This window comes from endosymbiont of unidentified scaly snail isolate Monju (genome assembly GCF_000801295.1).
GTDB lineage: Bacteria > Pseudomonadota > Gammaproteobacteria > Chromatiales > Chromatiaceae > MONJU.
Map to the genome: position 1 here is coordinate 1,581,721 of NZ_AP012978.1, position 21,611 is coordinate 1,603,331.

The 21,611-nt window shown below is 67.1% G+C and carries 19 protein-coding genes; 9 read left to right on the plus strand and 10 right to left on the minus strand.

What is annotated here, in order from left to right; genetic code table 11:
- The first annotated feature begins 38 nt into the window (after window positions 1–38).
- Complete coding sequence (gene mutS, locus EBS_RS07615) at window positions 39–2,612, plus strand: DNA mismatch repair protein MutS (protein ID WP_043108074.1); 2,574 nt, start codon at window positions 39–41, stop codon at window positions 2,610–2,612.
- A gap of 177 nt (window positions 2,613–2,789) precedes the next feature.
- Here the strand turns inward: mutS and EBS_RS07620 are convergent, their stop codons facing one another.
- Together EBS_RS07620 and EBS_RS13655 are read right to left on the minus strand one after the other, a co-directional pair.
- Window positions 2,790–4,421, minus strand: coding sequence for an alpha-D-glucose phosphate-specific phosphoglucomutase (locus EBS_RS07620; protein ID WP_043108075.1), 1,632 nt, complete (start codon window positions 4,419–4,421; stop codon window positions 2,790–2,792).
- A 325-nt stretch (window positions 4,422–4,746) separates the two neighbouring features.
- A complete protein-coding gene (locus EBS_RS13655; RefSeq protein WP_052199404.1) occupies window positions 4,747–4,947 on the minus strand; it encodes a hypothetical protein in 201 nt (66 codons plus the stop codon).
- 6 nt (window positions 4,948–4,953) lie between these two features.
- Between EBS_RS13655 and EBS_RS07625 the strand changes: the two genes are divergently transcribed.
- Entirely contained in the window at window positions 4,954–5,523 is a 570-nt protein-coding gene (locus EBS_RS07625) for a fumarylacetoacetate hydrolase family protein (protein ID WP_052199405.1), read from the plus strand.
- Between the two features lies 1 nt (window position 5,524).
- Here the strand turns inward: EBS_RS07625 and EBS_RS07630 are convergent, their stop codons facing one another.
- Window positions 5,525–6,346, minus strand: a complete 822-nt coding sequence (locus tag EBS_RS07630) for a pyruvate, water dikinase regulatory protein (protein WP_043108078.1) — start codon at window positions 6,344–6,346, stop codon at window positions 5,525–5,527.
- Window positions 6,347–6,397: 51 nt separating this feature from the next.
- Here EBS_RS07630 and EBS_RS07635 point away from each other — a divergent pair, with 51 nt between their 5' ends.
- The 4 genes from EBS_RS07635 (at window position 6,398) to EBS_RS07645 (ending at window position 10,424) form a co-directional block, all read left to right on the plus strand.
- Window positions 6,398–7,720: an FAD-linked oxidase C-terminal domain-containing protein gene (locus EBS_RS07635; RefSeq protein ID WP_043108079.1), complete on the plus strand. Its 1,323-nt coding sequence runs from the start codon at window positions 6,398–6,400 to the stop codon at window positions 7,718–7,720.
- Entirely contained in the window at window positions 7,720–8,592 is an 873-nt protein-coding gene (glcE, locus tag EBS_RS07640) for a glycolate oxidase subunit GlcE (protein ID WP_331711218.1), read from the plus strand. Before EBS_RS07635 ends, glcE begins: the two co-directional genes overlap by 1 nt.
- Window positions 8,593–8,796 (plus strand): FAD-linked oxidase C-terminal domain-containing protein, encoded by a 204-nt coding sequence (locus EBS_RS14865; RefSeq protein WP_331711219.1) that lies wholly within the window; start codon window positions 8,593–8,595, stop codon window positions 8,794–8,796.
- Between the two features lie 209 nt (window positions 8,797–9,005).
- Window positions 9,006–10,424 (plus strand): dihydrolipoyl dehydrogenase, encoded by a 1,419-nt coding sequence (locus tag EBS_RS07645; protein WP_043109469.1) that lies wholly within the window; start codon window positions 9,006–9,008, stop codon window positions 10,422–10,424.
- An 81-nt stretch (window positions 10,425–10,505) separates the two neighbouring features.
- On the opposite strand, the gene EBS_RS07650 is transcribed toward EBS_RS07645, so the two are convergent.
- From EBS_RS07650 to EBS_RS07660, 3 genes are read right to left on the minus strand one after another with little or no spacing between them, the layout of a single operon-like run.
- Window positions 10,506–11,138 (minus strand): response regulator transcription factor, encoded by a 633-nt coding sequence (locus tag EBS_RS07650; protein WP_043108080.1) that lies wholly within the window; start codon window positions 11,136–11,138, stop codon window positions 10,506–10,508.
- Window positions 11,135–13,705 (minus strand): ATP-binding protein, encoded by a 2,571-nt coding sequence (locus EBS_RS07655; RefSeq protein WP_052199625.1) that lies wholly within the window; start codon window positions 13,703–13,705, stop codon window positions 11,135–11,137. The genes EBS_RS07650 and EBS_RS07655 overlap by 4 nt, the downstream gene beginning before the upstream one ends.
- A 51-nt stretch (window positions 13,706–13,756) precedes the next feature.
- On the minus strand, window positions 13,757–14,110 hold the full coding sequence (locus EBS_RS07660) for a PilZ domain-containing protein (RefSeq protein WP_081999883.1): 354 nt from the start codon (window positions 14,108–14,110) through the stop codon (window positions 13,757–13,759).
- A gap of 230 nt (window positions 14,111–14,340) precedes the next feature.
- Here EBS_RS07660 and EBS_RS07665 point away from each other — a divergent pair, with 230 nt between their 5' ends.
- Window positions 14,341–14,787 carry an RDD family protein gene (locus EBS_RS07665; RefSeq protein WP_043108082.1) on the plus strand — a complete coding sequence of 149 codons (447 nt, stop codon included), beginning with the start codon at window positions 14,341–14,343 and terminating at the stop codon, window positions 14,785–14,787.
- A 66-nt stretch (window positions 14,788–14,853) separates the two neighbouring features.
- On the opposite strand, the gene lptG is transcribed toward EBS_RS07665, so the two are convergent.
- Both lptG and lptF read right to left on the minus strand, forming a co-directional pair.
- A complete protein-coding gene (gene lptG, locus EBS_RS07670; RefSeq protein WP_043108083.1) occupies window positions 14,854–15,924 on the minus strand; it encodes an LPS export ABC transporter permease LptG in 1,071 nt (356 codons plus the stop codon).
- A complete protein-coding gene (lptF, locus tag EBS_RS07675) occupies window positions 15,921–17,024 on the minus strand; it encodes an LPS export ABC transporter permease LptF (protein WP_148307704.1) in 1,104 nt (367 codons plus the stop codon). The genes lptG and lptF overlap by 4 nt, the downstream gene beginning before the upstream one ends.
- A gap of 164 nt (window positions 17,025–17,188) precedes the next feature.
- On the opposite strand from lptF, the gene EBS_RS07680 reads away from it, so the two are divergent.
- Window positions 17,189–18,676, plus strand: coding sequence for a leucyl aminopeptidase (locus EBS_RS07680; RefSeq protein WP_043108084.1), 1,488 nt, complete (start codon window positions 17,189–17,191; stop codon window positions 18,674–18,676).
- Between the two features lie 56 nt (window positions 18,677–18,732).
- The gene (locus tag EBS_RS07685; protein ID WP_043108085.1) at window positions 18,733–19,161 is read left to right on the plus strand and encodes a DNA polymerase III subunit chi; all 429 of its coding nucleotides are present in this window, start codon (window positions 18,733–18,735) and stop codon (window positions 19,159–19,161) included.
- Between the two features lie 195 nt (window positions 19,162–19,356).
- Here EBS_RS07685 and EBS_RS07695 read toward each other — a convergent pair whose 3' ends face one another.
- Window positions 19,357–20,157 (minus strand): phosphatase PAP2 family protein, encoded by an 801-nt coding sequence (locus EBS_RS07695; protein ID WP_052199408.1) that lies wholly within the window; start codon window positions 20,155–20,157, stop codon window positions 19,357–19,359.
- A complete protein-coding gene (locus EBS_RS07700) occupies window positions 20,154–21,608 on the minus strand; it encodes a glycosyltransferase family 39 protein (RefSeq protein ID WP_043108088.1) in 1,455 nt (484 codons plus the stop codon). Before EBS_RS07700 ends, EBS_RS07695 begins: the two co-directional genes overlap by 4 nt.
- Window positions 21,609–21,611: the final 3 nt, after the last annotated feature.

Consider the following 21,611-nt stretch of genomic DNA (forward strand, 5'->3'; position numbering starts at 1 on the left):
GACCACCACAGATCACGACTTGCGCATCCCCTTCCCGCATGAGCAAGACCAAGGCGCAACACACCCCCGTGATGCAGCAATACCTGCGCATCAAGGCCGAGCACCCGCATCGCCTGGTGTTCTACCGCATGGGCGACTTCTACGAACTGTTCTACGAGGACGCCGAGAAGGCCGCGCGCCTGCTGGACATCACCCTCACCCAGCGCGGCAAGTCGGGCGGGCAACCGATCCCCATGGCCGGGGTGCCCTACCACGCCGCCGAGAGCTACCTGGCCAAGCTGGTGAAACTGGGCGAATCGGTGGCGATCTGCGAGCAGATCGGCGACCCGGCGACCCGCAAGGGGCCGGTGGAGCGCAGGGTGGTGCGCATCGTCACCCCCGGCACGGTGTCCGACGAGGCGTTGATGGACGAGCGCCGCGACAACCTGCTCGCCGCCCTTTACTGCGAGGGCGAACGCTGTGCCCTGGCCTGGCTGGACCTGACCGGCGGGCGCTTCGCGGTGACCGAGCTGGACGACGAGGCCGCGCTGCGCGCCGAGCTGGAACGCCTGCGCCCGGCCGAGCTGCTGCTCGCCGAGAACGCCAATGCGCCGTCGGGCGATGCTGGCGGCATCACTCGCCGCCCGGAATGGCATTTCGATCACGAGACCGCCGAGCACCTGCTCTGCCGCCAGTTCCAGGTACAGGACCTGGCCGGCTTCGGCCTGCATGAACACCCGCTGGCGGTGTGCGCCGCCGGTGCTCTGCTGCAGTACCTGCACGAGACCCAGCAGAGCGCCCTGCCCCATCTCACCAGCATCCGCCTGGAGCGCCACGACGAGGCGCTGATCATCGATGCGGCAACCCGTCGCAACCTCGAACTGGACCAGGCCGTCTCCGGCAACAGGCGGCACTCGCTGGCGGGCCTGCTCGACGACTGCGCCACCGCCATGGGCAGCCGCCTGCTGCGACGCTGGATCAACCGCCCACTGCGCGACCGCGCCACCGTCGAGGCACGGCACGCGGCCATCGACTGCCTGCTTGCCCAGGACGCAATGGACAAGATCGCCGGTCTGCTCGCCGGCGTGGGCGATATCGAGCGCATCCTCGCCCGGGTGGCGCTGGGCACGGCACGGCCGCGCGACCTGGCGGTGTTGCGCGACTCGCTCGGCCAGCTGCCGGCCCTGCAACAGCGGCTGGCCGGGCTGGATGATCCGCTGTTGCGCGAGCTGGCCGGCGAGATCGGCGAACACCCCGACACCCATGCCCTGCTGGTGAGCGCCATCGTCGAGAACCCGCCGGTGGTGCTGCGCGACGGCGGCGTGCTGGCCAAGGGCTACGACGCCGAACTCGACGAGCTGCGCGCGCTGTCGAGCAACGCCGACCAGTTCCTGCTCGATCTCGAGACCCGCGAGCGCGAGCGCACAGGCATCGACACCCTCAAGGTCGGCTACAACCGGGTACACGGCTACTACATCGAGATCAGCAAGGCGCGCGCCGCCGAGGCGCCCGACGACTACGTGCGGCGGCAGACGCTGAAGGGCGCCGAGCGCTTCATCACCCCCGAACTCAAGCAGTTCGAAGACCGGGTGCTCTCGGCACGCGAACGCGCCCTGGCCCGCGAGAAGGCGCTCTACGAGGCGCTGATCCAGGCCCTGCAGGACCTGCTCGCTCCCCTGCAGGCCTGCGCCGGCGGCCTGGCCGCGCTCGACGTGCTCGCCAGCCTGGCCGCGCAGGCCCGGCGGCTGGACCTGGTGCGCCCGCAGTTCGACGATACGCCGGGACTGCACATCGAGGGCGGACGCCACCCGGTGGTCGAACAGGTCTCGGATCAGCCCTTCGTGGCCAACGACGCGCACCTCGACGGCGATCGGCGCATGCTGGTGATCACCGGCCCCAACATGGGCGGCAAGTCCACCTTCATGCGCCAGATCGCGCTGATCGTGATCCTCGCCTGGGCCGGCGGCTTCGTGCCCGCGCGCAGCGCGCGCATCGGTCCTGTCGACCGCGTGTTCTCGCGCATCGGCGCCTCCGACGACCTCGCCGGGGGACGTTCGACCTTCATGGTCGAAATGGAAGAGACCGCCAACATCCTCAACAACGCCACCGAGCACTCGCTGGTGTTGATGGACGAGATCGGGCGTGGCACCAGCACCTTCGACGGCCTCTCGCTGGCCTGGGCCTGCGCGGTGGAGCTGGCCACCCGCATCCGTGCCTTCACCCTGTTCGCCACCCACTACTTCGAGTTGACCAACCTGCCCGAGGAGCACCCCGGCATCGCCAATGTGCACCTCGATGCAGTGGAACACGGCGAGCGCATCGTCTTCCTGCACGCGGTCAAGGACGGACCCGCCAACCAGAGCTACGGCCTGCAGGTTGCCGCACTGGCCGGGGTGCCGCGGCACGTGATCCGCGAGGCGCGCGCCCGGCTCGAACAGCTCGAGCGCCAAGCCGCGCGCCAGAACGAGGCCGGCAGTGCCCAGCTCGGCCTGTTCGACGCTGCCCCGCCGCCCCCCGAGCCGACGACACCGGAGGCGCTGCGCCTGCTCGAGGCGGCCGACCCCGATGCGCTCAGCCCGCGCGAGGCACTGGACCTGCTGTACCGCCTGAAGGCCGCCCTGGACGAGGGCTGAATTCGCCATTTCCGGGGACCCTGCCGCAAACATTCGGCCCGAGGACGGGCCTCCTGCAGGCCATGTGGGAGCGGCGTCCCCGCCGCGAACCTTCGGCCCGAAGACGGGCCTCCTACGGTAGGAGCGACGTCCTCGTCGCGAATTATTTTTGAATCCCTTGCCGGGAAGGAACCTGACTCAGGTCACCACGTCCGGCGCTTCGCGCCCGGTGTGGTACGCAATGTCGGCAATCGCCTGCGAGGCGCGGATCAGGTCGGCCAGCGCCTGCTGGGTATCGTCCTCGAGCCGTTCGGGCCGGGTCTCGTGGCGCTCGATGTAGACACGCAGGGTGGCGCCCACGGTGCCGGTGCCCGAGAGCCGGTAGACAATGCGTGATCCGTCCTCGAACAGGAAGCGGATGCCCTGGTGCTCGCTCACCGAGCCGTCTATCGGATCGACATAGCGGAAGTCATCAGTGTGGCCGACCTGGTGCGTGCCGTAGCATTCGCCCTCCAGACCGTGCATCAGGCGGCGCAGTTGTTCCATCAGGGTCTGGGCAGCGGCGCTGTCGATGCCCTCGTAGTCGTGGCGTGTGTAGTAGTGGCGGCCGAAGCGCCGCCAGTGGTCGCGCAGGACCTCGGCCACCGGGCGGCGCTCGACCGCCAGCAGGTTGAGCCAGGCCAGCACCGCCCACAGGCCGTCCTTCTCGCGCACGTGGGCCGAGCCGGTACCGAAGCTCTCCTCGCCACAGAAGGCGATGCGCCCGGCATCGAGCAGGTTGCCGAAGAACTTCCAGCCGGTGGGCGTCTCGTAGCAGGGGATGCCAAGCCGTTCGGCCACCACGTCGGTGGCGCGGCTGGTGGGCATGGAACGCGCCACGCCGGGAATGCCATCCCGCCAGGCCGGGAACACCATATGGTTGGCGGTGAGGATGGCCAGGCTGTCGCTGGGAGTGACGAAGCAGTCGCGGCCCAGGATCATGTTGCGGTCGCCGTCGCCATCGGAGGCGGCGGCGAAATCCAGTCCGTTCGGGCCACGGGTCAGGGCCACCAGCTCGGCGGCATGCGCCAGGTTCGGATCGGGATGGCCGCCGCCGAAGTCTTCCAGCGGTTCGCCGTTGCGTACCGTGCCTTCGGGCGCGCCCAGGCGCTCCTCCAGGATACGCCGGGCATAGGGGCCGGTGACCGCGTGCATGGCGTCGAAGGCCATGCGGAAGCCGCCGCCCAGCAGTTCGGCGATGGCATCGAAGTCGAACTGGGTCTCGATCAACTCGGCATAGTCGGCCACCGGGTCGATGATGGTCACCTGCATCTCGCCCAGCCGGGTTTCGCCGATCCGTTCGAGGTCGATGTCGTCGGCGGCCAGGATGCGATAGCGCTCGATCTCGCGGCTGCGACGGTAGATGGCCTCGGTGACGGCTTCGGGGGCGGCCCCCCCGTTGGCGATGTTGAACTTGATGCCGAAGTCGCCATCCGGCCCGCCGGGGTTGTGGCTGGCCGAGAGGATCAGCCCGCCGGCGGCACCGTGCTTGCGGATGACGCAGGAGGCCGCCGGGGTCGAGAGCAGACCGCCCTGGCCAACCAGGCAGCGCGCCACCCCGTTGGCCGCGGCCATGCGCAGGATGACCTGGATCGCCTGGCGGTTGTAGTAGCGCCCGTCACCGCCGAGCACCAGGGTGCCACCGGCCAGCGTTTCCTGGGTGTCGAACACCGATTGCACGAAGTTCTCCAGGTAGCGCGGCTGCTGGAAGGCGGTCACACGCTTGCGCAGGCCCGAGGTGCCGGGCTTCTGGTCGTCGAAGGGGTTGGTGCGGATCTCCTGGATGTTCATGGGTCTTCCGTGGATTGATGAGGATGGCGCTATTTCAGCACAGACCGTGCTTTCGTGGTGGCTTGCTGGAGGCCTGTTCCCGGGCCGGATGTTCGCGACGAGGACGTCGCTCCTACCTGTGGGAGGCCCGTCCCCGGGCCGAGGGTTCGCGGCGAGGACGTCGCTCCTGCCTGTAAGCAGCCCGTCCCTGGGGCAAACTGTCATTCACCCGGCAACTGGGTTAGAATTTTTATTCCCAACACAAGAAAAACAGGGGGATTCCATGACCCACTACTGACCCACTACTGACCCACTACTGACCCACTACTGACCCACTACTGACCCACTACTGACCCACTACTGGTGCCGCGTCCGTTTTGATCACCGCGACTGGCTCGCGCAACCCGAAGGCGACCGCCTGCGCCTGTTTCGCGGTGAGCTGTTCGGCCCGACCAAGGACCTCGGCCGCACGGTCGACCGCTCCGAGGTCGCCTGCCTGCCGCCGGTCCAGCCCCGCCAGTTCCTCGACCTGTGGAACAACTTCCACGAACGCATGGCCGCCGAGGGCACGCGGATGCCGTCCTTTCCCCTGTATTTCGTCAAGCTGCCCGGCAGCCTCTCGGCGCATGAGGAACCGATCACACCCCCGCCGGGGTCCACCGGCAAGGTCAAGTTCGAGGCCGAGCTGGGCATCGTCATCGGCAAGCGCTGCTTCCGGCCGGCGCGCGAAGAGATCGACCAGGTCATCTTCGGCTACACCTGCGTCAACGACGTGACCGCTCCCGAGCCCCTGTTCGAGGACCCGGCCTTCGGCCAGTGGTGCCGTGCCAAGAGCTTTCCCGGCTTCGGCCCGATCGGACCCTTCGTCGCCACCGGCATCGAACCCGACACGCTGCGCGTGCGCGCCGTGCTGGATGGCGAGACCCTGCAGGACTACCCGGTGACCGACATGATCTTCTCGCCCCGCGAGATCGTCTATCGCATCGCGCGCGAGATCCCTCTCTACCCGGGCGACCTGATCGCCTGCGGCACCTCGCTCGGCGCAGCGGTGATGCAGCCCGGCCAGACCATCGAGGTCGCCATCGACGACATCGGCACCCTGCGCAACCGCTTCGCCAGCTGAGTCACCAGGGGCGCTCCATCCCCACCTGCTGCATGATCTCGATCGCCAGTTCCTCGATCGAGAGATTGGTGCTGTCGATGAAGGGGATGCGCTCGGCCCGGTAGAGCGCCTCGGCGGCACTCAGCTCGCGCCGGCATTGGGCCAGGCTGGCGTAGGTCGAGCCGGGCCGGCGCTCCTCGCGGATCTGGTGCAGGCGTTCCGGCGAAATGATCAGGCCATACAGACGCTCGCGGTGCGGCCGCAAGGGCTCGGGCAGGCGCCCCTCGAGAAAATCGTCTTCGGTGAGCGGAAAGTTGGCGGCCCTCACCTTGTACTGCATGGCCAGGTACAGGCAGGTCGGCGTCTTGCCGCAGCGCGAGACCCCGACCAGGATCAGGTCGGCCTCCTCCAGCCCGCGCAGGCGCGCCCCGTCGTCGTAGGCCAGCGCAAAGTTCACCGCCTCCACGCGCTGGTCGTAGTCCTTGTAGTCGGCGATGCCGTGCGCCAGTCCCACGTGCTCGATGCTCGGCTGGTGCAAAGCCTCGCTGAGCGCGGGCAGGAACAGGTCGAAGATGTCGAACACCCGGCCACGCGAGCGCTTGAGGCGCGCTCGCAGGTCCAGGTCCACCAGACTGGAATACACCAACGGCGGCCGACCGTCGGCCTCGGCGGCCGCGTCGATCTCGGCCTCTACCCGTGCGATCTTGTCCGCATCGTCGCAGAAGGGCCGCACCACGCGTTGCACCGGCGCCTGGTCGAACTGCGTCAGCAGGGTGCGAACCAGGCTCTCGACGGTGATCCCGGTACGGTCGGAGACCAGGAACAGGGTGCTGTGCTCGGGCATGGTGAGATCTCCAGGGGTTTTACCTTTTTCGTATTCTGCGACAATCACGCCATGCAAGACACTGATCTCGACACCCTGCGCCAGCGCCTGGCCGCGCGGCTGCGCCAACATCTGGACCCGGCCTTCGTGCTGGTTCGCGAGGAAGAACGTCGTCCCTACGAGTGCGACGGCCTGTCCGCCTACCGGCATCTGCCGCTGCTCGTGGCGCTGCCGGGCGATATCGAACAGGTGCAGGCGGTGATGCGCATCTGCCACGAGGAGAAGGTGCCCGTCATCGCGCGCGGCGCCGGTACCGGACTGTCCGGCGGCGCCCTGCCGCGCGAGGATGCCGTGCTGCTCGGCCTGTCGCGACTCAATCGTATCCTCGAGGTCGATCCGGACAATCTCTGTGCCCGCGTGCAGCCCGGTGTGCGCAATCTCGCCATCAGCGAAGCGGTGCGTCCGTACGGCCTCTACTACGCGCCCGATCCTTCCTCGCAGATCGCCTGCACCATCGGCGGCAATGTGGCCGAGAACGCCGGCGGCGTGCACTGCCTGAAATACGGGCTCACGGTGAACAACCTGCTGGCGCTGGAGATCGTCACCGTCGAGGGCGAACGCCTGCGTATCGGCGGCAGCGGACTGGACAGCCCCGGCTACGACCTGCTCGCCCTGCTCACCGGCTCGGAGGGCATGCTCGGCATCGTGGTCGAAGTGACCGTAAAGTTGCTGCCCATTCCCCAGCGCGCCCAGGTGGCGCTGGCCGCCTTCGACGACGTGGAACAGGCCGGCCAGGCGGTGGCTGACCTGATCGCCGAGGGCATCCTGCCGGCCGGGCTGGAGATGATGGGCCAGGCCTCGCTGCGCGCCGCCGAGGACTTCGTGCACGCCGGCTACCCGACCGATGCGGCCGCCTTCCCCGCGGCCGGCCGCATCTCGCCCGACTATTACTGCATGGACGGCACCATCCCGCGCAAGCACCTGGCGCGGGTGCTGCGCGAGATCGCCGCCCTGTCCGAGGAATATGGCCTGCGCGCGGCCAACGTCTTCCACGCCGGGGACGGCAATCTGCACCCGCTGATCCTCTACGATGGCAACGCGCCGGGTGAACTCGAACGCGCCGAGGAATTCGGCGGCAAGATCCTCGAACTGTGCGTGGAGGTCGGCGGCACCATCACCGGCGAACACGGCGTGGGGATGGAGAAGATCAACCAGATGTGCGCCCAGTTCCCGCCCGAGGAGCTGCAGCTGTTCCATGCCATCAAGGCCGCCTTCGATCCGCACAGCCTGCTCAACCCGGGCAAGGCCATCCCCACCCTCAATCGCTGCGCGGAGTTCGGCGCCATGCACGTCAAGGCCGGCGACCTGCGCTTTCCGCACCTGGAGCGCTTCTGATGACAGACGACCTGACCGACGCGCTGCGCGAGCAGGTGCGCGAGGCCGGGCACGCCGGCACCGCCCTGCGCATCCGCGGCCACGACAGCAAGGCCTTCTACGGCGAACCCGTGGACGGCGAGCCCCTGGACCTGTCGGCACACCGCGGCATCGTGGACTACGAGCCGACCGAGCTGGTGCTCACCGCGCGTGCCGGCACCCCGCTGGCCGAGATCGAGGCCCTGCTCGCCGAAAAGGGCCAGGTGCTGGCCTTCGAGGCGCCGCGCTTCGATGGCCGTGGCACCCTCGGCGGTGCGGTCGCCAGCGGCCTGGCTGGCCCGCGTCGACCCTGGGGCGGCGCGCCACGCGACCTGGTACTGGGCGTGCGCCTGCTCGACGGCCGCGGCCAGGTGCTCCGCTTCGGCGGGCAGGTGATGAAGAATGTCGCGGGCTACGATGTCTCGCGCCTGATGGCCGGCAGCCTGGGCACCCTGGGGGTGCTGCTCGAGATCTCGCTCAAGGTGCTGCCCGCACCGGTCGAAACCCGTACCCTGCTGCTGGAGCTGCCGCGCGAAGCCGCGCTGGCACGCCTGCGTGAACTTGCCCGCCAACCCTGCCCGCTGAGCGGCGCCTGTCATCTCGACGGCCGCCTGTACCTGCGCCTGTACCTGCGCCTGTCCGGCGCCCTCGCCAGCGTGGACGCCTGGGCGCGGCGCATCGGTGGCGAGGTACTGGCACCGGGCAACACCTTCTGGGAACGCCTGCGCGACCAGCGGCTCGACTTCTTCGAGCGCCAGGGACAGACCCTCTGGCGCCTGTCGCTGGCACCCGCCACGCCACGCCTGGCCTGCGAGCGCGACAGCCTGCTCGACTGGGCGGGCGCCCAGCGCTAGGTGTTCACCGACCACCCGGCCGAGGCGATTCGTGAACAGGTCGCGGCGTACGACGGCCATGCCGAGATCTTCCGCCGCGGCGAGGGCGAGACCGCCCCCTTCCAGGTGCTCTCGCCGAGCCTGGTCATGCTGCACCGGCGGATCAAGGAACGTTTCGACCCGGCCGGCATCCTCAACCCCGGGCGGCTGGGTAGCGTCTGCTAGCGGCCTGTCGGACTTGACCGTTCGAAACGAAAATTCGCGGGAGCGGATCAAATGAGCTTGTTCGAGTGAGGAAAATAGCCGGCCTATTTGACGAATTCGACAAGCTCAGTTGATCGCTATCCGCGGATTTGCAGCCGGACAGCGTCAAGTCCGACAGGCTGCTAGAATCCCGCCGTCTCGACAACTCACCAGAATACCAGGAGTCCACCGTGTCAGCAGAAGAACGTCAGGTAGATGTCGCCATCATCGGGCTGGGCAGCGCCGGCCTCTACACCCTGGGCAAGGTCCGTCCCACCGGCAAGTCGGTGGTGGTCATCGACGGCGGCGAGCTGGGCACTACCTGCGCCCGCGTCGGCTGCATGCCCTCGAAGGCCATCATCCAGGTCGCCGAGGACTTCCACCGCCGCGAACTGTATTCGCGCCTCGGCATCGAGGGGGGCGAGCACCTGCGGGTCGATCTGCCCGAGGTCATGGAATACGTGCGCGACCTGCGTGACACCTTCGTGGACCGGGTGCTGTCGAACAGCTCCGACAACTTCCCGGAAGGACTGCTGATCGAGCAGTACGCGCATTTCGTCGAACCCGACCTGCTGGAGACCGACGACGGCCAGCGTATCCGCGCCGGTGCCATCGTGATCGCCACCGGCTCGCGTCCCATCGTGCCCGAGGCCTGGGCGGAGTTCGCCGACGACATCATCACCACCGACAACTTCTTCGAGCAGGAGACCCTGCCGTCGTCCTGCGCGGTGATCGGCCTGGGCGTGATCGGCCTGGAGCTGGGCCAGGCCATGCAGCGACTGGGCGTGGAGGTGACCGGCATCGACATGGCGCAGACCGTCGGCGGCCTCAGCGACCCCGAGGTGGCGAAACAGGCCATCGAGATCGTCGGCAAGCAGATGCCCCTGTGGCTGGGCACGCCGGCCGAGCTGTCGCGCGCCGAAGACGGACGCATCCGCGTCACCGCGGGCGAACGCAGCGTGGTGGTGGACAAGGTGTTCGCCTGCCTCGGTCGCCAGCCCAACGTGGATCGCCTGAACCTGGCGGCGGCCGGCATCCCGGTGGACGAGCGCGGGGTGCCGGTGTTCGACCGGCATACCATGCAGGTCGGCGACCTGCCGATCTTCATCGCCGGCGACGCCGATGCCGAGCGGCCACTGCTGCACGAGGCCGGCGACGAGGGCCGCATCGCGGGCCACAACGCGGCCCACGAGGGCATCACCGCCTTCCGCCGCAAGACGCCGCTGAACATCGTATTCTCCGACCCCAACATCGTGCAGGTGGGTGCGCGTTTCAGCGAACTCGATCCCGAGACCACCGCAATCGGCCAGATGGCCGTCCCGCCGGTGGGGCGCGCGCTCATCCTGGCCAACAACCGCGGCCTGATCCGCGTCTACGCCGACAAGTCCAGCGGGCGCATGCTGGGCGCGGAGATGATCTGCGTACGCGGCGAACACCTGGGCCACCTGCTGGCCTGGTGCATCCAGAAAGAGATGACCGTGGGTGAGATGCTGCAGATGCCCTTCTATCACCCGGTGATGGAAGAGGCCCTGCAGGCCGCGCTGTACGACCTGTATCACAAGGTGGAAGCGAAGAACGACACCCCGGTCCCCGAGCTGCAACCCCTGTAATCCCGAGGGGGGAATGTTCGCCCCGGGGACGGGCCTCCTACATCATCCGTGGGAGCGGCGTCCCCGCCGCGAACATTCGGCTCACAACGGCCAGCGCTGCTCCACCGCGATCACCATGCGCACCAGCTCGGCCAGCGAGCGGGCGTGCATCTTTTCCATCACCCGCGCACGATGCGCCTCGATGGTCTTGGCCGACACCCCCAGGGCGTTGGCGATCTCCTTGTTGGAGCGCCCGTCGGTGACCATCTTCATCACCTCCAGCTCGCGCGGGGTGAGATGCTCCACCCGCTCGGCGTATTCCGCCACCTGGGCGCTGGTGACCCGGCGTTCCTCTTCCTTGGCCAGGGCGTGACGGATGGCGTCCAGCAGGGTCTCGTCATTGAAGGGCTTCTCGATGAAGTCCACTGCGCCGGCCTTCATGGCGCGCACTGCCATGGGGACATCGCCATGCCCGGTGATGATGATGGTCGGCGGCATCATCTGTTCCCTTTCCAGGTACTCGAGCAGGTCTAGCCCGCTCATGCCTGGCATGCGCACATCCAGCAGCAGGCAGCCGAAGCGCCCGGGGTAGTGGTCGCGCAGAAAGGCGTCGGCCGAGTCGAAGCTCTCGACCCGCATGCCCACCGATTCGATGAGCCATTTGAGCGAGGAACGCATGGCCTCGTCGTCGTCCACGACCCATACCACGGGTTCGGCGCGCACTGTGCTGTTCATGATGCGAGACTCTCCGGCGTGTCCACGAACAGGGGTAATTCGATGGTGAAGGTGCTGCCCTCGCCCGGGCAGGATTCGGCAAGGATCTTACCATGGTGATCCTCGATGATCGTCTGGGTGATGGCCAGCCCCATGCCCATTCCGGTCTCCTTGGTGGTGAAGAAGGCATCGAACAGGTGCTCCATGTCCTCCGGTGCAATGCCGGTGCCCCTGTCGCGCACCGCGACCCGGGCAGTGCCTGAAGATCCGAGGGTGGTGCGGATCACCAGCCTGCGCTCCAGCGGGGCCACCGACTTCATGGCATCCAGCGCATTGCGCACCAGGTTGATCAGCGCCTGCTCGATCTGTACCGAGTCCACGTACACCATCAAGGGCCCCGGGTGCAGGCGCGTCTCCACGGTGAGCTGCTGCTTGCGCAGATCGTGCACCAGCAAGGCGCAGACCTCGGTCACCAGGTGATTGAGATCGACCTCGCGGCGTACCCGGTACTGGCGGGTGACCAGGCTGCGCAAGCGCTTGATGATCTCGGCCGCGCGATTGGCCTGGCTGGCGATCTGCGACAGCGCCGAGAGCAGCTCCTCCTTGCCTCCCACGTCCAGGCGCAACCGCCGCGCGCAGCCGTTGGCAAAATTGGCGATCGCCGACAGGGGCTGGTTCAGTTCGTGGGCAATGCCGGTGGACATCTCACCCATGGTGCTCAAGCGCGCCACGTGCACCAGCTCGTCCTGGCGCTGCTGCAGGGCGTCTTCGGCGCGGCGCTGGGCGGTGATGTCGCGGGCGTAGATGTTGACATAACCCAGGCCGGTGACAGGCGTGAGCAGCAAGGAATAGATGCCCTGCTCGGTGACGATCTCGGTCTCCTGGGTGCGCCCGGTCGCCAGCACCCGTTCGACCTGCTCGCGCCAGTACACGGGCAGGGTCTGCAGGGGTCGGCACTGCCAGTAGTCGAGCAGGGCCTCGCTGGGGGCATTGGCATAGGTGATGACCCCGCGACTGTTGACCCGCAGGATGGGGATGGGGCTCTCTTCTGGAAAGGCCGCCAGGGCGCGGATCTCGGCCTCGCGCTGCTTGCGCTCGGAGATGTCGCGCAGATACACGGTGAACAGCAGGCGCTGGTCCAGCTCGATCGGCTTGATGACCACCTCCGTGGCGCGCCGTTCTTCCTCGCCATCGACCGTGGTCAGCTCGACCTGGATGGAAGAGCTGATCTGCTCGGGCGACTCGCGCAGGCGCATGATGAGGCACTGGAAATACTGCCCCGAGGGCTCGTCGAACACCAGGCTGGCCAGCTGACGCCCGCTGGCCTGCTCCAGGGTGCGCCCGAACACCTGCTGGGCGGTGGGGTTGAAATCGATGATCTTGCCATCGGCATCCACCGTGACGATGGCGTCCACCGAAGCCTCCATGACGCCGATACGCAGGGCCTCGAGCTGGCGCAGTTCGTGCTCGTGCCGCGAGCGGGTCTCCTCGCGCGCCTTGAGTACCAGTTCGATCACGTCGTGAATGCGGTCCTCGAGCTGGATCAAGCGGTTGCCCGAACGGTTCAGCGGTGCCAGTCGTCCGCCCAGCGCACGTTGCGCGAAGTCCTGGAGCCTCCGCAAGGAGTGATTGATCCGGCTCGACAGGAAGACGAACAGCAACACGAACAGGCCGACGATGACCGCCGCCCCGATGGCACGCTGGCGCCGTTCCAGGTCGAGAATGGCCTGCCCGGTCTCGCGGTACAGGGCGCGCGGCACCAGGGTGCCAAACAGCATGTTGAGATCGGAATCGTCGTAATCGAAGAAGGACTGGGTGGTCAGCACATAGTCCGGGCGCAGGGCGTCCACCGGGGTGCCGGCCTCGACCTCCAGCGGGTTGCTGCTCGAGAGGATGACCTGGGCATCGGCATCCATCACCGCGGTAATGGCACGTTCCGAGACCGCGGACTGCTGCGAGGCCGCCAGGAAGGCGCTGTCCAGCGGCACCAGCAGCACCAGCGATCCGTTGACGACGTGCTCGGCGTCCTGGATGGGTTCGGACACCACCAGGTAGGGTTCGCCATCGACCAGGGTGAGCAGGGCGCGCTGTTCGCTGGTCGCCAGGTAGTTCGCCGACTCGTAGCTGAACGCCTGCGGCAGCGGCTGCTCGGTGGCGAAATAGGCCTCGCGCACCCGTCCTTTGGTGTCCATCAGCAACATGTGACTCGGCTGGGCCACGTCAGAGATGATGCGTTCTCGCGGCAGCCAGGGCGGGCGGTGCCCGTGATACACACGCCGCACGCCCTGTTGATCGGGGCTGACCAGGGAATCCAGGTAGGCAGCCATGCGCCGGTGATTGGCCAGCAGGCGGGCCAGGAACACGTAACTGCGGCGGTGTTCCTCGAAACGGATCAGGGATTCACGCGCCAGCTGGTGCAACTGGTTGTCGAGCACCCCTTCGAAGATCTCGCTGAGCGCCGCGCTCTGCTGGCGATCGATCACCACCCAGGCCAGGACACCCACGGCCAGACCCAGCACCAGCGCGGCAGCCGGCAGCGGGATACGGCGCCAGAAACCGCGCCAGCGAGATTTATCCTTGGCGGGCATGCGGCGCATTATCGCATGCCCCCTTCGGGGTCGCAGAAGGTACCGTTGGTATCAGGAAGCGGCCAGCAGTGCCTCTCTGCCATCAACCGGCGTCGCGTCCTCCGCAAGCAGTTCACGCAGCCGCCGGATGCAGGATTCCTCCACGTCGGCGAAACGCACACCGAACCCCTCGGCATCCTGGTGCACCACCACGCCACTGACCTCGCAACAGGTCTGTTGCGCCCCCTCCCCGCCCTGCAGGGTAAGCGTGACCGGCACATCGATGCACATGTTGACATTGCGGGTACGCACATAGACGCCATCGGCACTCAGATTCTCCACCGCGCCCCGAAACAGGCCAAAGCGCGGACAGGTCACCACCGCATACAGGCAGACCGGATGACGGGATTGTTTCCTTCTCTCCATGAGTTCCTCCTGAAATCGCTGGGATGCGCCGCTTCCTGTGGAGGCTTGTCCGGCTCACCGGCACGACGGGATTTCGGCCAGAATGAAAAAGCCACGGCCCCGATCGATCGCTGACGACCGGGAAACATTCGGGGCAGTCGCTGATGAGCACTGATTATGGGAAAATGCTCAAGAATTGGAATCCGGATGACCCCCGCATCCCTTCGGTAAAAACCCTGAGAAGCCCCTCCATGCCCGTGTCACTCGAACAGGCCAGTCGCCCCGGACTGCTCCGGCGTCTCGCGGCCATTTTCTACGATGCCTGGCTGATCCTGGCGCTGTGGCTGGTCGGCGCGGCGGTCGACGCGGCCATCCGCTCGGCGCTGGGCGGCCATCCGGGCGAGGGAACGCACTGGCTGCTCCAGCTCTACCTGCTGGCCGCGCCGATCGCCTTCTATTGCGGTTTCTGGACTCACGGCGGCCAGACCCTGGGCATGCGCGCCTGGCGGTTGCGCGTGGTCGGCCCTGACGGCGGTCCCATCGGGCTGCGCCAGGCCCTGCTGCGCTGCCTGGCCGCCCTGCTCTCCTGGCTGGCGCTGGGGTTGGGCTATCTCTGGGTGTTGTTCGACCGGGACCGCGCCGCCTGGCACGACCGCCTGTCGAACACCTGGCTGGTCATGACCCGCAAGGACGCCTGAACTCGAGGAACCGCTGAACAAGTCGTGAAACCTGATCTCATCGCTCCGACTTGATACAGGGATTCCTCACCGCACCCGCCGCAACAGCAACAGGGCCAGCACCAGAAAGACACCGGCCGGCACCACCGCCGTGACTGCCGGGTCTATCTGGTACACCACCGCCACGTACGACAGGGCCCGGGTGAGCAGGAAGAACACCGCACCCACCACTGCGCCCAGAAAGATGCGCTGCCCCACCCCCACATTGCGCCCCGCCCGCAGCACGAAGGGCACGGCGAGAAACAGCATCGCCAGGGTGGCGAAGGGGTTGACGATCTTCAGCCAGAAGGCCACCTCGTAGTCGATGGCCGACTGGGCATTCTCGCGCATGAAGGCAATGTAGTCGGCCAGCTCCCACAGAGGCAGCATGGTGGGACGGACCACCACGGCACTCAGCAAGGCCGGGTCCAGGGGCGAGTCCCAACGCGCCGATGCCAGGGAACGGACCTGCACGCCGCCTTCGTCCAGTTCACTCTGCGCGATGTCCCGCAGTACCCAGTGGTCGCCCTCGTAATCCGCACGTGCGGCATGCGTGGCCAGGCGCAGCCGGTCGTCACCGTCGAACTCGTAGATGGTGATGTCGCGCAGGTGCCGGCCATCGCCCAGGGAACGGATGTTGATGAAGGCCTGCTCGTCCCGTGCCCAGAAACCATAACGGCTGGTCAGGGCCTGTTGGCCCAGCAGCTTGCCGGTACGCAATTCCTGGGCATACTGCTCGGCCGGCGGCGCCAGCAGTTCACTGAAGGCGACCACCACCAGCATCATCAGCACGCCCACCTTGAGTACGGCCAGCATGATGTGTCCCAGCGAGAACCCCGCCGTACGCATCGCCACCAGTTCACTGCGCGCCGCCAGCCCGCCCAGGCCGAGCAGGCTGCCAAGCAGTGCGGCCACGGGAAAGACCTCGAACAGGTAGCGCGGAGCGGTGAGCAGGGACACCAGCAGGGCATCCCCCATGGTGTAGCCACCGCGGCTGACCTGGTCCAGCTCCTCGACCAGATTGACGAAGGAGAGCAGGATCACCAGCACCAGGATGGTCATGGCGGTAGCGCGCGCGATGGTCCAGCCAATATAGCGATCGAGAATACCGAACATCATGCCGCCCGTCGCTCACGCCAGCGTCGCAACCAACCGGCCAGCCAGAAGGAGTCGGCTAGCATCACCAGGCCACCGATGCCGATCATCACCAGCGCCACCCACCACATGCCCAGCCAGGCCGGCAGCACGCCCAGCTCCATCCAGCGCTCGGCCACGCGTTGCAGGTTCATGAAAACGAAATACACCAGCACCGCCAGGCCCACCCGACCATAGACATCGCCGCGTGGCCGGGTGCGTGCCAGCGGTACCGCCAGCAAGGCGAATACCAGCACGCCTGTCGGCACCGACAGGCGATACTGGATCTCGGCGCGGGCCGGCAGGCTGCCGTCACGCCAGAGATCGTCGGTCGCACGCGCGCCCACCCGCAGGCGCCGCTGCCCCAGGTCGAGCCGCGGCAGGCGCAGGGCATACTCGCCAAAGGTGGCTACCGCATAGTCCGCCTGACCCGGCCGCCCTTCGTAACGACGACCGTCGGCCAGTATCACGAAGCGATCGCCGCTGGCCTGGTCGAATGCCTGGTAGGCCTCCCGGGCGACCACGATGCCGGAACGCCCGTGCTGACGGTCCCGCACGAACACACCTTGCAGGCGGCGACCATCGTCCGACATGCCCCGGGTATAGATCACCAGCCGCCCCTTGTCGAAATCGTTGAAGCGGCCGGGGCGGATACCGCCGATATCCAGCACGTCGCGTTGTGCGAGCTTGATCCGTTCGATGGCGGCATTGGCCCAGGGCAGGCCCTCGAACGACAGGATGGCCGTCAGCAGCGCCAGCGGCACGGCCAGCAACATGACCGACCGATAGAACCGCGCCGGGCCCACGCCTGCTGCCTGCAAGGCCACCATCTCGCCATCACGGTACATGCCGCCCAGCACCCACAGCAGGGAAAAGAAGAAAGCCGGCGGCAACAGCACACCCAGCACCTTGATCGCCTGCAGCCCGAGCAGACTCAACACCACGTGCGGGCTGATATTGCCCGCCGCGGCCTTGCCCAGCAGCTTGACGAAGTGGCTCGCCAGCAACACCAGCATCAGGATCAGCAAGGTGACCAGCAGTGCCTTGAACACCTCGCGCATCAGCAATCTGTCGATGAGGGTCACCGGACCTCCTGGCGGGTATCGCGCCGGGACCGCTCCGGGCCGGCCTTTGCTACACTCAGTCCTCTGTCGCCACCACAGCGGGCGGCGCTGCGCGGCATGCTAGCAAATCGGCGCCGGTCACGCCTCGGCGGGCGCGCCGGACCACCGTCACCAAGAGGATACCGATGAAGTACAACAGCAAGCACGTCCCGGTTACCGATCTCAAGACGCCCTGCCTGATCGTCGGTGTGCATGAACGCCACCGCGCCAGCACGGCCTTCGACACGCTGGATCAGGCCAGCGGCGGCCTGCTGCGCCGTATCCTGCGCAAGGGCGATTTCCACGGCAGGACGGGCGAAACCCTGATGCTCTACCAGGTCGAGGGCATCGCCGCGGCGCGGATCGTGCTGCTCGGCCTGGGGCGGCAGAAGGACTTTTCGGCACTGACCTTCGGTGAGGCGCTGCGCAAGGCCACCCCCGCGCTGAAGCAGGCGAACATTGGCTCCCTCGCCATCTGCCTGCCCGACGATGAGGACGGTTATGCACTGGTGCGCGAGGCCATCGCCGGCATCGAGGCCGCGGTGTACCGCTTCGACGAGTGCAAGAGCGAAGTCGAGAAACCGCGCAAGCCACTGCGCCAGGCAACCTTCGTCACCGACGATCGGCGTCATCTGAAGCGCCTGCAGAAGGCCTGCGCCCACGGACAGGCCATCGCCAACGGCGCCCGGCTGGCGCGCGACCTGGGCAACCTGCCGGGCAATATCTGCACCCCCACCTACCTGGCCGAGCAGGCGCACAAGCTGGCACGAGGCCAGCGCAAGCTGAAGGTCACCGTGCTCGAAGAGAAGGACATGGAAAAGCTGGGCATGGGCGCCCTGCTCTCGGTGTCACGCGGCAGCCGTCAGCCGGCCAAGCTCATCGTGATGGAATACCGGGGTGGCAAGCGCGGCAGCAAGCCCGTCGCCCTGGTCGGCAAGGGCCTGACCTTCGACGCCGGCGGCATCTCCATCAAGCCGGCGCAAGCCATGGACGAGATGAAATACGACATGTGCGGTGGCGCCAGCGTGTTCGGCACCCTCGCCGCCTGCCTGGAACTGGATCTGCCGATCAACGTGGTCGGCGTGGTGCCCGCGTCGGAGAACCTGCCCGACGGCAACGCCAACAAGCCTGGCGACATCGTGACCACGATGTCCGGCCAGACCGTGGAGGTGCTCAATACCGACGCCGAGGGCCGCCTGATCCTGTGCGATGCGCTGACCTACACCGAGCGCTTCGAACCGGCGGCAGTGATCGACATCGCCACGCTGACCGGGGCCTGCATCATCGCCCTGGGCCACCATGCCAGCGGGCTGATGGCCAACGACGACCGCCTGGCCGAGGAGATCACCCGCGCCGGCGAAGCCGCCAACGACCGGGTCTGGCGCCTGCCGCTCTGGGACGACTACCAGAAGCAGCTCGACTCCAACTTCGCCGACATGGCCAATATCGGCGGTCGCGCCGCGGGCACCATCACCGCCGCCTGCTTCCTCTCGCGCTTCACCAAGTCCTTCAAGTGGGCGCACCTGGACATCGCCGGCACCGCCTGGGTCTCGGGCAACGACAAGGGGGCCACCGGGCGTCCCGTCCCCTTGTTGACCCAATTTCTCATGAAACGCTGTAAAGTCACTGATTGATGGTCTATGCTTTGGATGCTCAGTAAAAACAAGCGACCGCGTCACCGGACGGAAAGGTGACCAGAGTCGACTTCTACGTGGTCGCCGCACATGGCCGCGGCAATCGCCATGTGCTGGCCTGCCGGGTTGCCGACAAGGCCCGCAGGACCGGACATCGCGTGGTGATCCACACGCCGTCACCCGAGGAGGCGCGACACATGGACCGCCTGCTCTGGACCTTCCAGGACCAGAGCTTCGTCCCACACGGCTTGCTGGGGGAAGCCGACCCTGCCTGTAACCCGATCCTCATCGGGGATGCATCGCAAGCCATCGAGGAACACGATGTCCTCATCAATCTGGCCATGGAGGTGCCGACATTCTTCAGCCGTTTCCAGCGGCTGGCAGAATGCGTAGACAATGAACAGGCCGTGCGTGAAGCGAGCCGCCAGCGGTATCGTTTCTATCGTGACAGGGGCTATCCCCTGGAGATGCACGAGATTGCCTGAGAATAGAGGGGGCCATTATGTTGAATAAAAAGCATATTCCGGTAATCAGGAGTGTTTTGGGGGACAGCAGGGAAGTGATGGAGAACGAGGAGGCCGGAGCGGATGTGCTGCTCGACCCGGCTCGCGCCGAGGAACTGGCCCAATCGTTGGAGCAACAGCTCCAGCCCATCATCAAGGAAGCCATCCGGGATGCCGTCAAGGACAGCGCCCGCCGTCTGGCCCGAGACCTGCGGCACCGGCTGGAGAACGAACTGTCGCTGATGATCCGCGAAGCCGTGGACGAGGCCATCCACAGCGATCGCGCCAGTCAGCGACGCGGCTGAGCGGTCGTGCTGCCCGCCGGCGGCCACCCCCCCCCAGCAGCAGCCGCGCCACCACCAGGGCGGTCACCAGTACGATCGGGTAGCCGAACAGGACGTCGCTGAGGAAGTGCGCGCCCTGGATCACGCGCCCGCCACCGACCAGCAGGCCGATCGCCCCGCCCCACCATAGCCAGCGGCGATCACCCAGCACCCAGGCAAAGGCCAGGAACCAGAACCCCATGGCGGCATGTCCGCTGACGAAGGAACAGTTCGAGGCGCACTGATCCGCCGGTTCGAAGGCCGGGGTGAACCGGCGCTCACCACCGAATTGCTCCACGGTAGCCGGGCGTGCGCGACCCGACTCGGCCTTGAACACCTCGTTGACCAGCAGGCCGGGGCCGATACCCATCACCAGGAACAGGAACAACAGGCGCCGCCGCAGGCCGGCCTCGGCCCTGCCCCGCCACCACCAGCTCGCGAAAAACAGCCACACCAGCATCGGCACTGCCACATAGGGCAAGTCACGAAACAGCGCGTAACTCCACTGCACGGGCAGCAGTTCCCGCAGAAAGAACCCCTCCTGTGCATCCCAGAACCAGCCGCTGACCGTCAGGTCGATGGCCGGCACCTGCCAGAACAGCAGTTGCAGGGCCAGCAGGGTTGGGATCGGCCAGAACCGCAACAGCCACTTCATGGCGAGGCATACCCCCGAAAACCGGTGAGACGATAGACATACAGACGCCGGATCAGGTCCGGATAGACCCCGACCCGCAGGATGGCGACCAGCTCGCCCTGCGCGAAACGCGTCAGCACACTGTCGTCCAGCGCCCGGCGGCTCACGAACAGGAATTCGCCATCCGCATGATCGGCGATGTCGTCATGCAGGTCGTACTGATGGCGCCAGCGGCGTGACGGATTCCACGAACGCAACACCGGCGGACGCCCATCCAGGCGCGCATGATACCCCAGCAGGGCCAGCAGCTTGCGCGAATCGGACAACAGCACCGCGCGCGGGTAACGTCGGCGGACATCCACCAGTTGCGTCCCCAGCTCACGCCAGCACAGGCGCTTGAACCAGGGGTCGGTCTTGCGCGTGAGCTGAACGCCAAGCACATCCGCCAGGGCGTGATAGTGATAGAGACCGGCCACCAGCAGCAGGTTCAGGCCAATGGCGGCGAACAGCCAGCGCCGTGCGTGGGTCAGCAACCAGTGCACCGCCACCAGGGTGAGGCCGATATAGGCCGGCGCCGCCCAGTTGAGATTGGCCTCGTGCCGCCAGGCCTGGTAGCTCACCAGCCCGAGCAACGGCAGCGAGGCGAGCAGGAGCAGCCGGGCCGCCGGATCACGCCACAGGGCGGGCCGCCCGATCCACAATGGCAGGGACAGTGCCAGCAAGGGACCGAAGGCCCCGACCTGCCCCAGCAGGTATTCGCCCAGGTTTCCCCAGTCGCCTGCCCGGGGAATCGCCACGGTGATATGGCGGGTGTGATCCACCGTAACCCAGTCGTGGGTCGCCAGCCACCACAGGTTGGGCGACCAGGCCAGCACGGCGACCCCGAGACCCGCCCACAGCCGGGGCGAGGCCATCCTCGACCGCCAGCGCGCATCGGCCAGCAGGGCCAACGCCAGTCCCACCGCCAGGGCCCCGATAGTGTACTTGGAGAGCAGGCCCAGCCCGGCCATCGCCCCGGTGAACAGCCACCAGCGCAGCGCGTCGCGCTCGACGGCACGCACGAAGCCATAGAGGGTAGCGGCCCAGAAGCACATCAACGGCGCATCGGTACTGGCGAACACCGACAGCACCCCGACCAGCGGCAGCGACTGGAAGGCGATCGCAGCCCAGGCGCCGGTGCGTGCATCGAACAGGCGCGCACCGATGCCATACACGAACAGGGCCGCAACAGCGTGGAAGAACACGGCGACCGACTTGATCACCGCCAGCCCATCGCCCAGCAGCGCCGTCACCCCGGCCAGCACCCAGGTCAGCAGGGGCGGCTTGGAAAAATACCCCGCCTCCAGGTGACGCGCCCAGTCCAGATAGTAGGCCTCTTCCACGTCCAGCGGGATGTCGCCCCAGAGCAGCACCGCCAGGCGATACAGGGCCAACCCCCAGACCCCCCACCAGGCCAGGCGCAGCCAGAACACCCT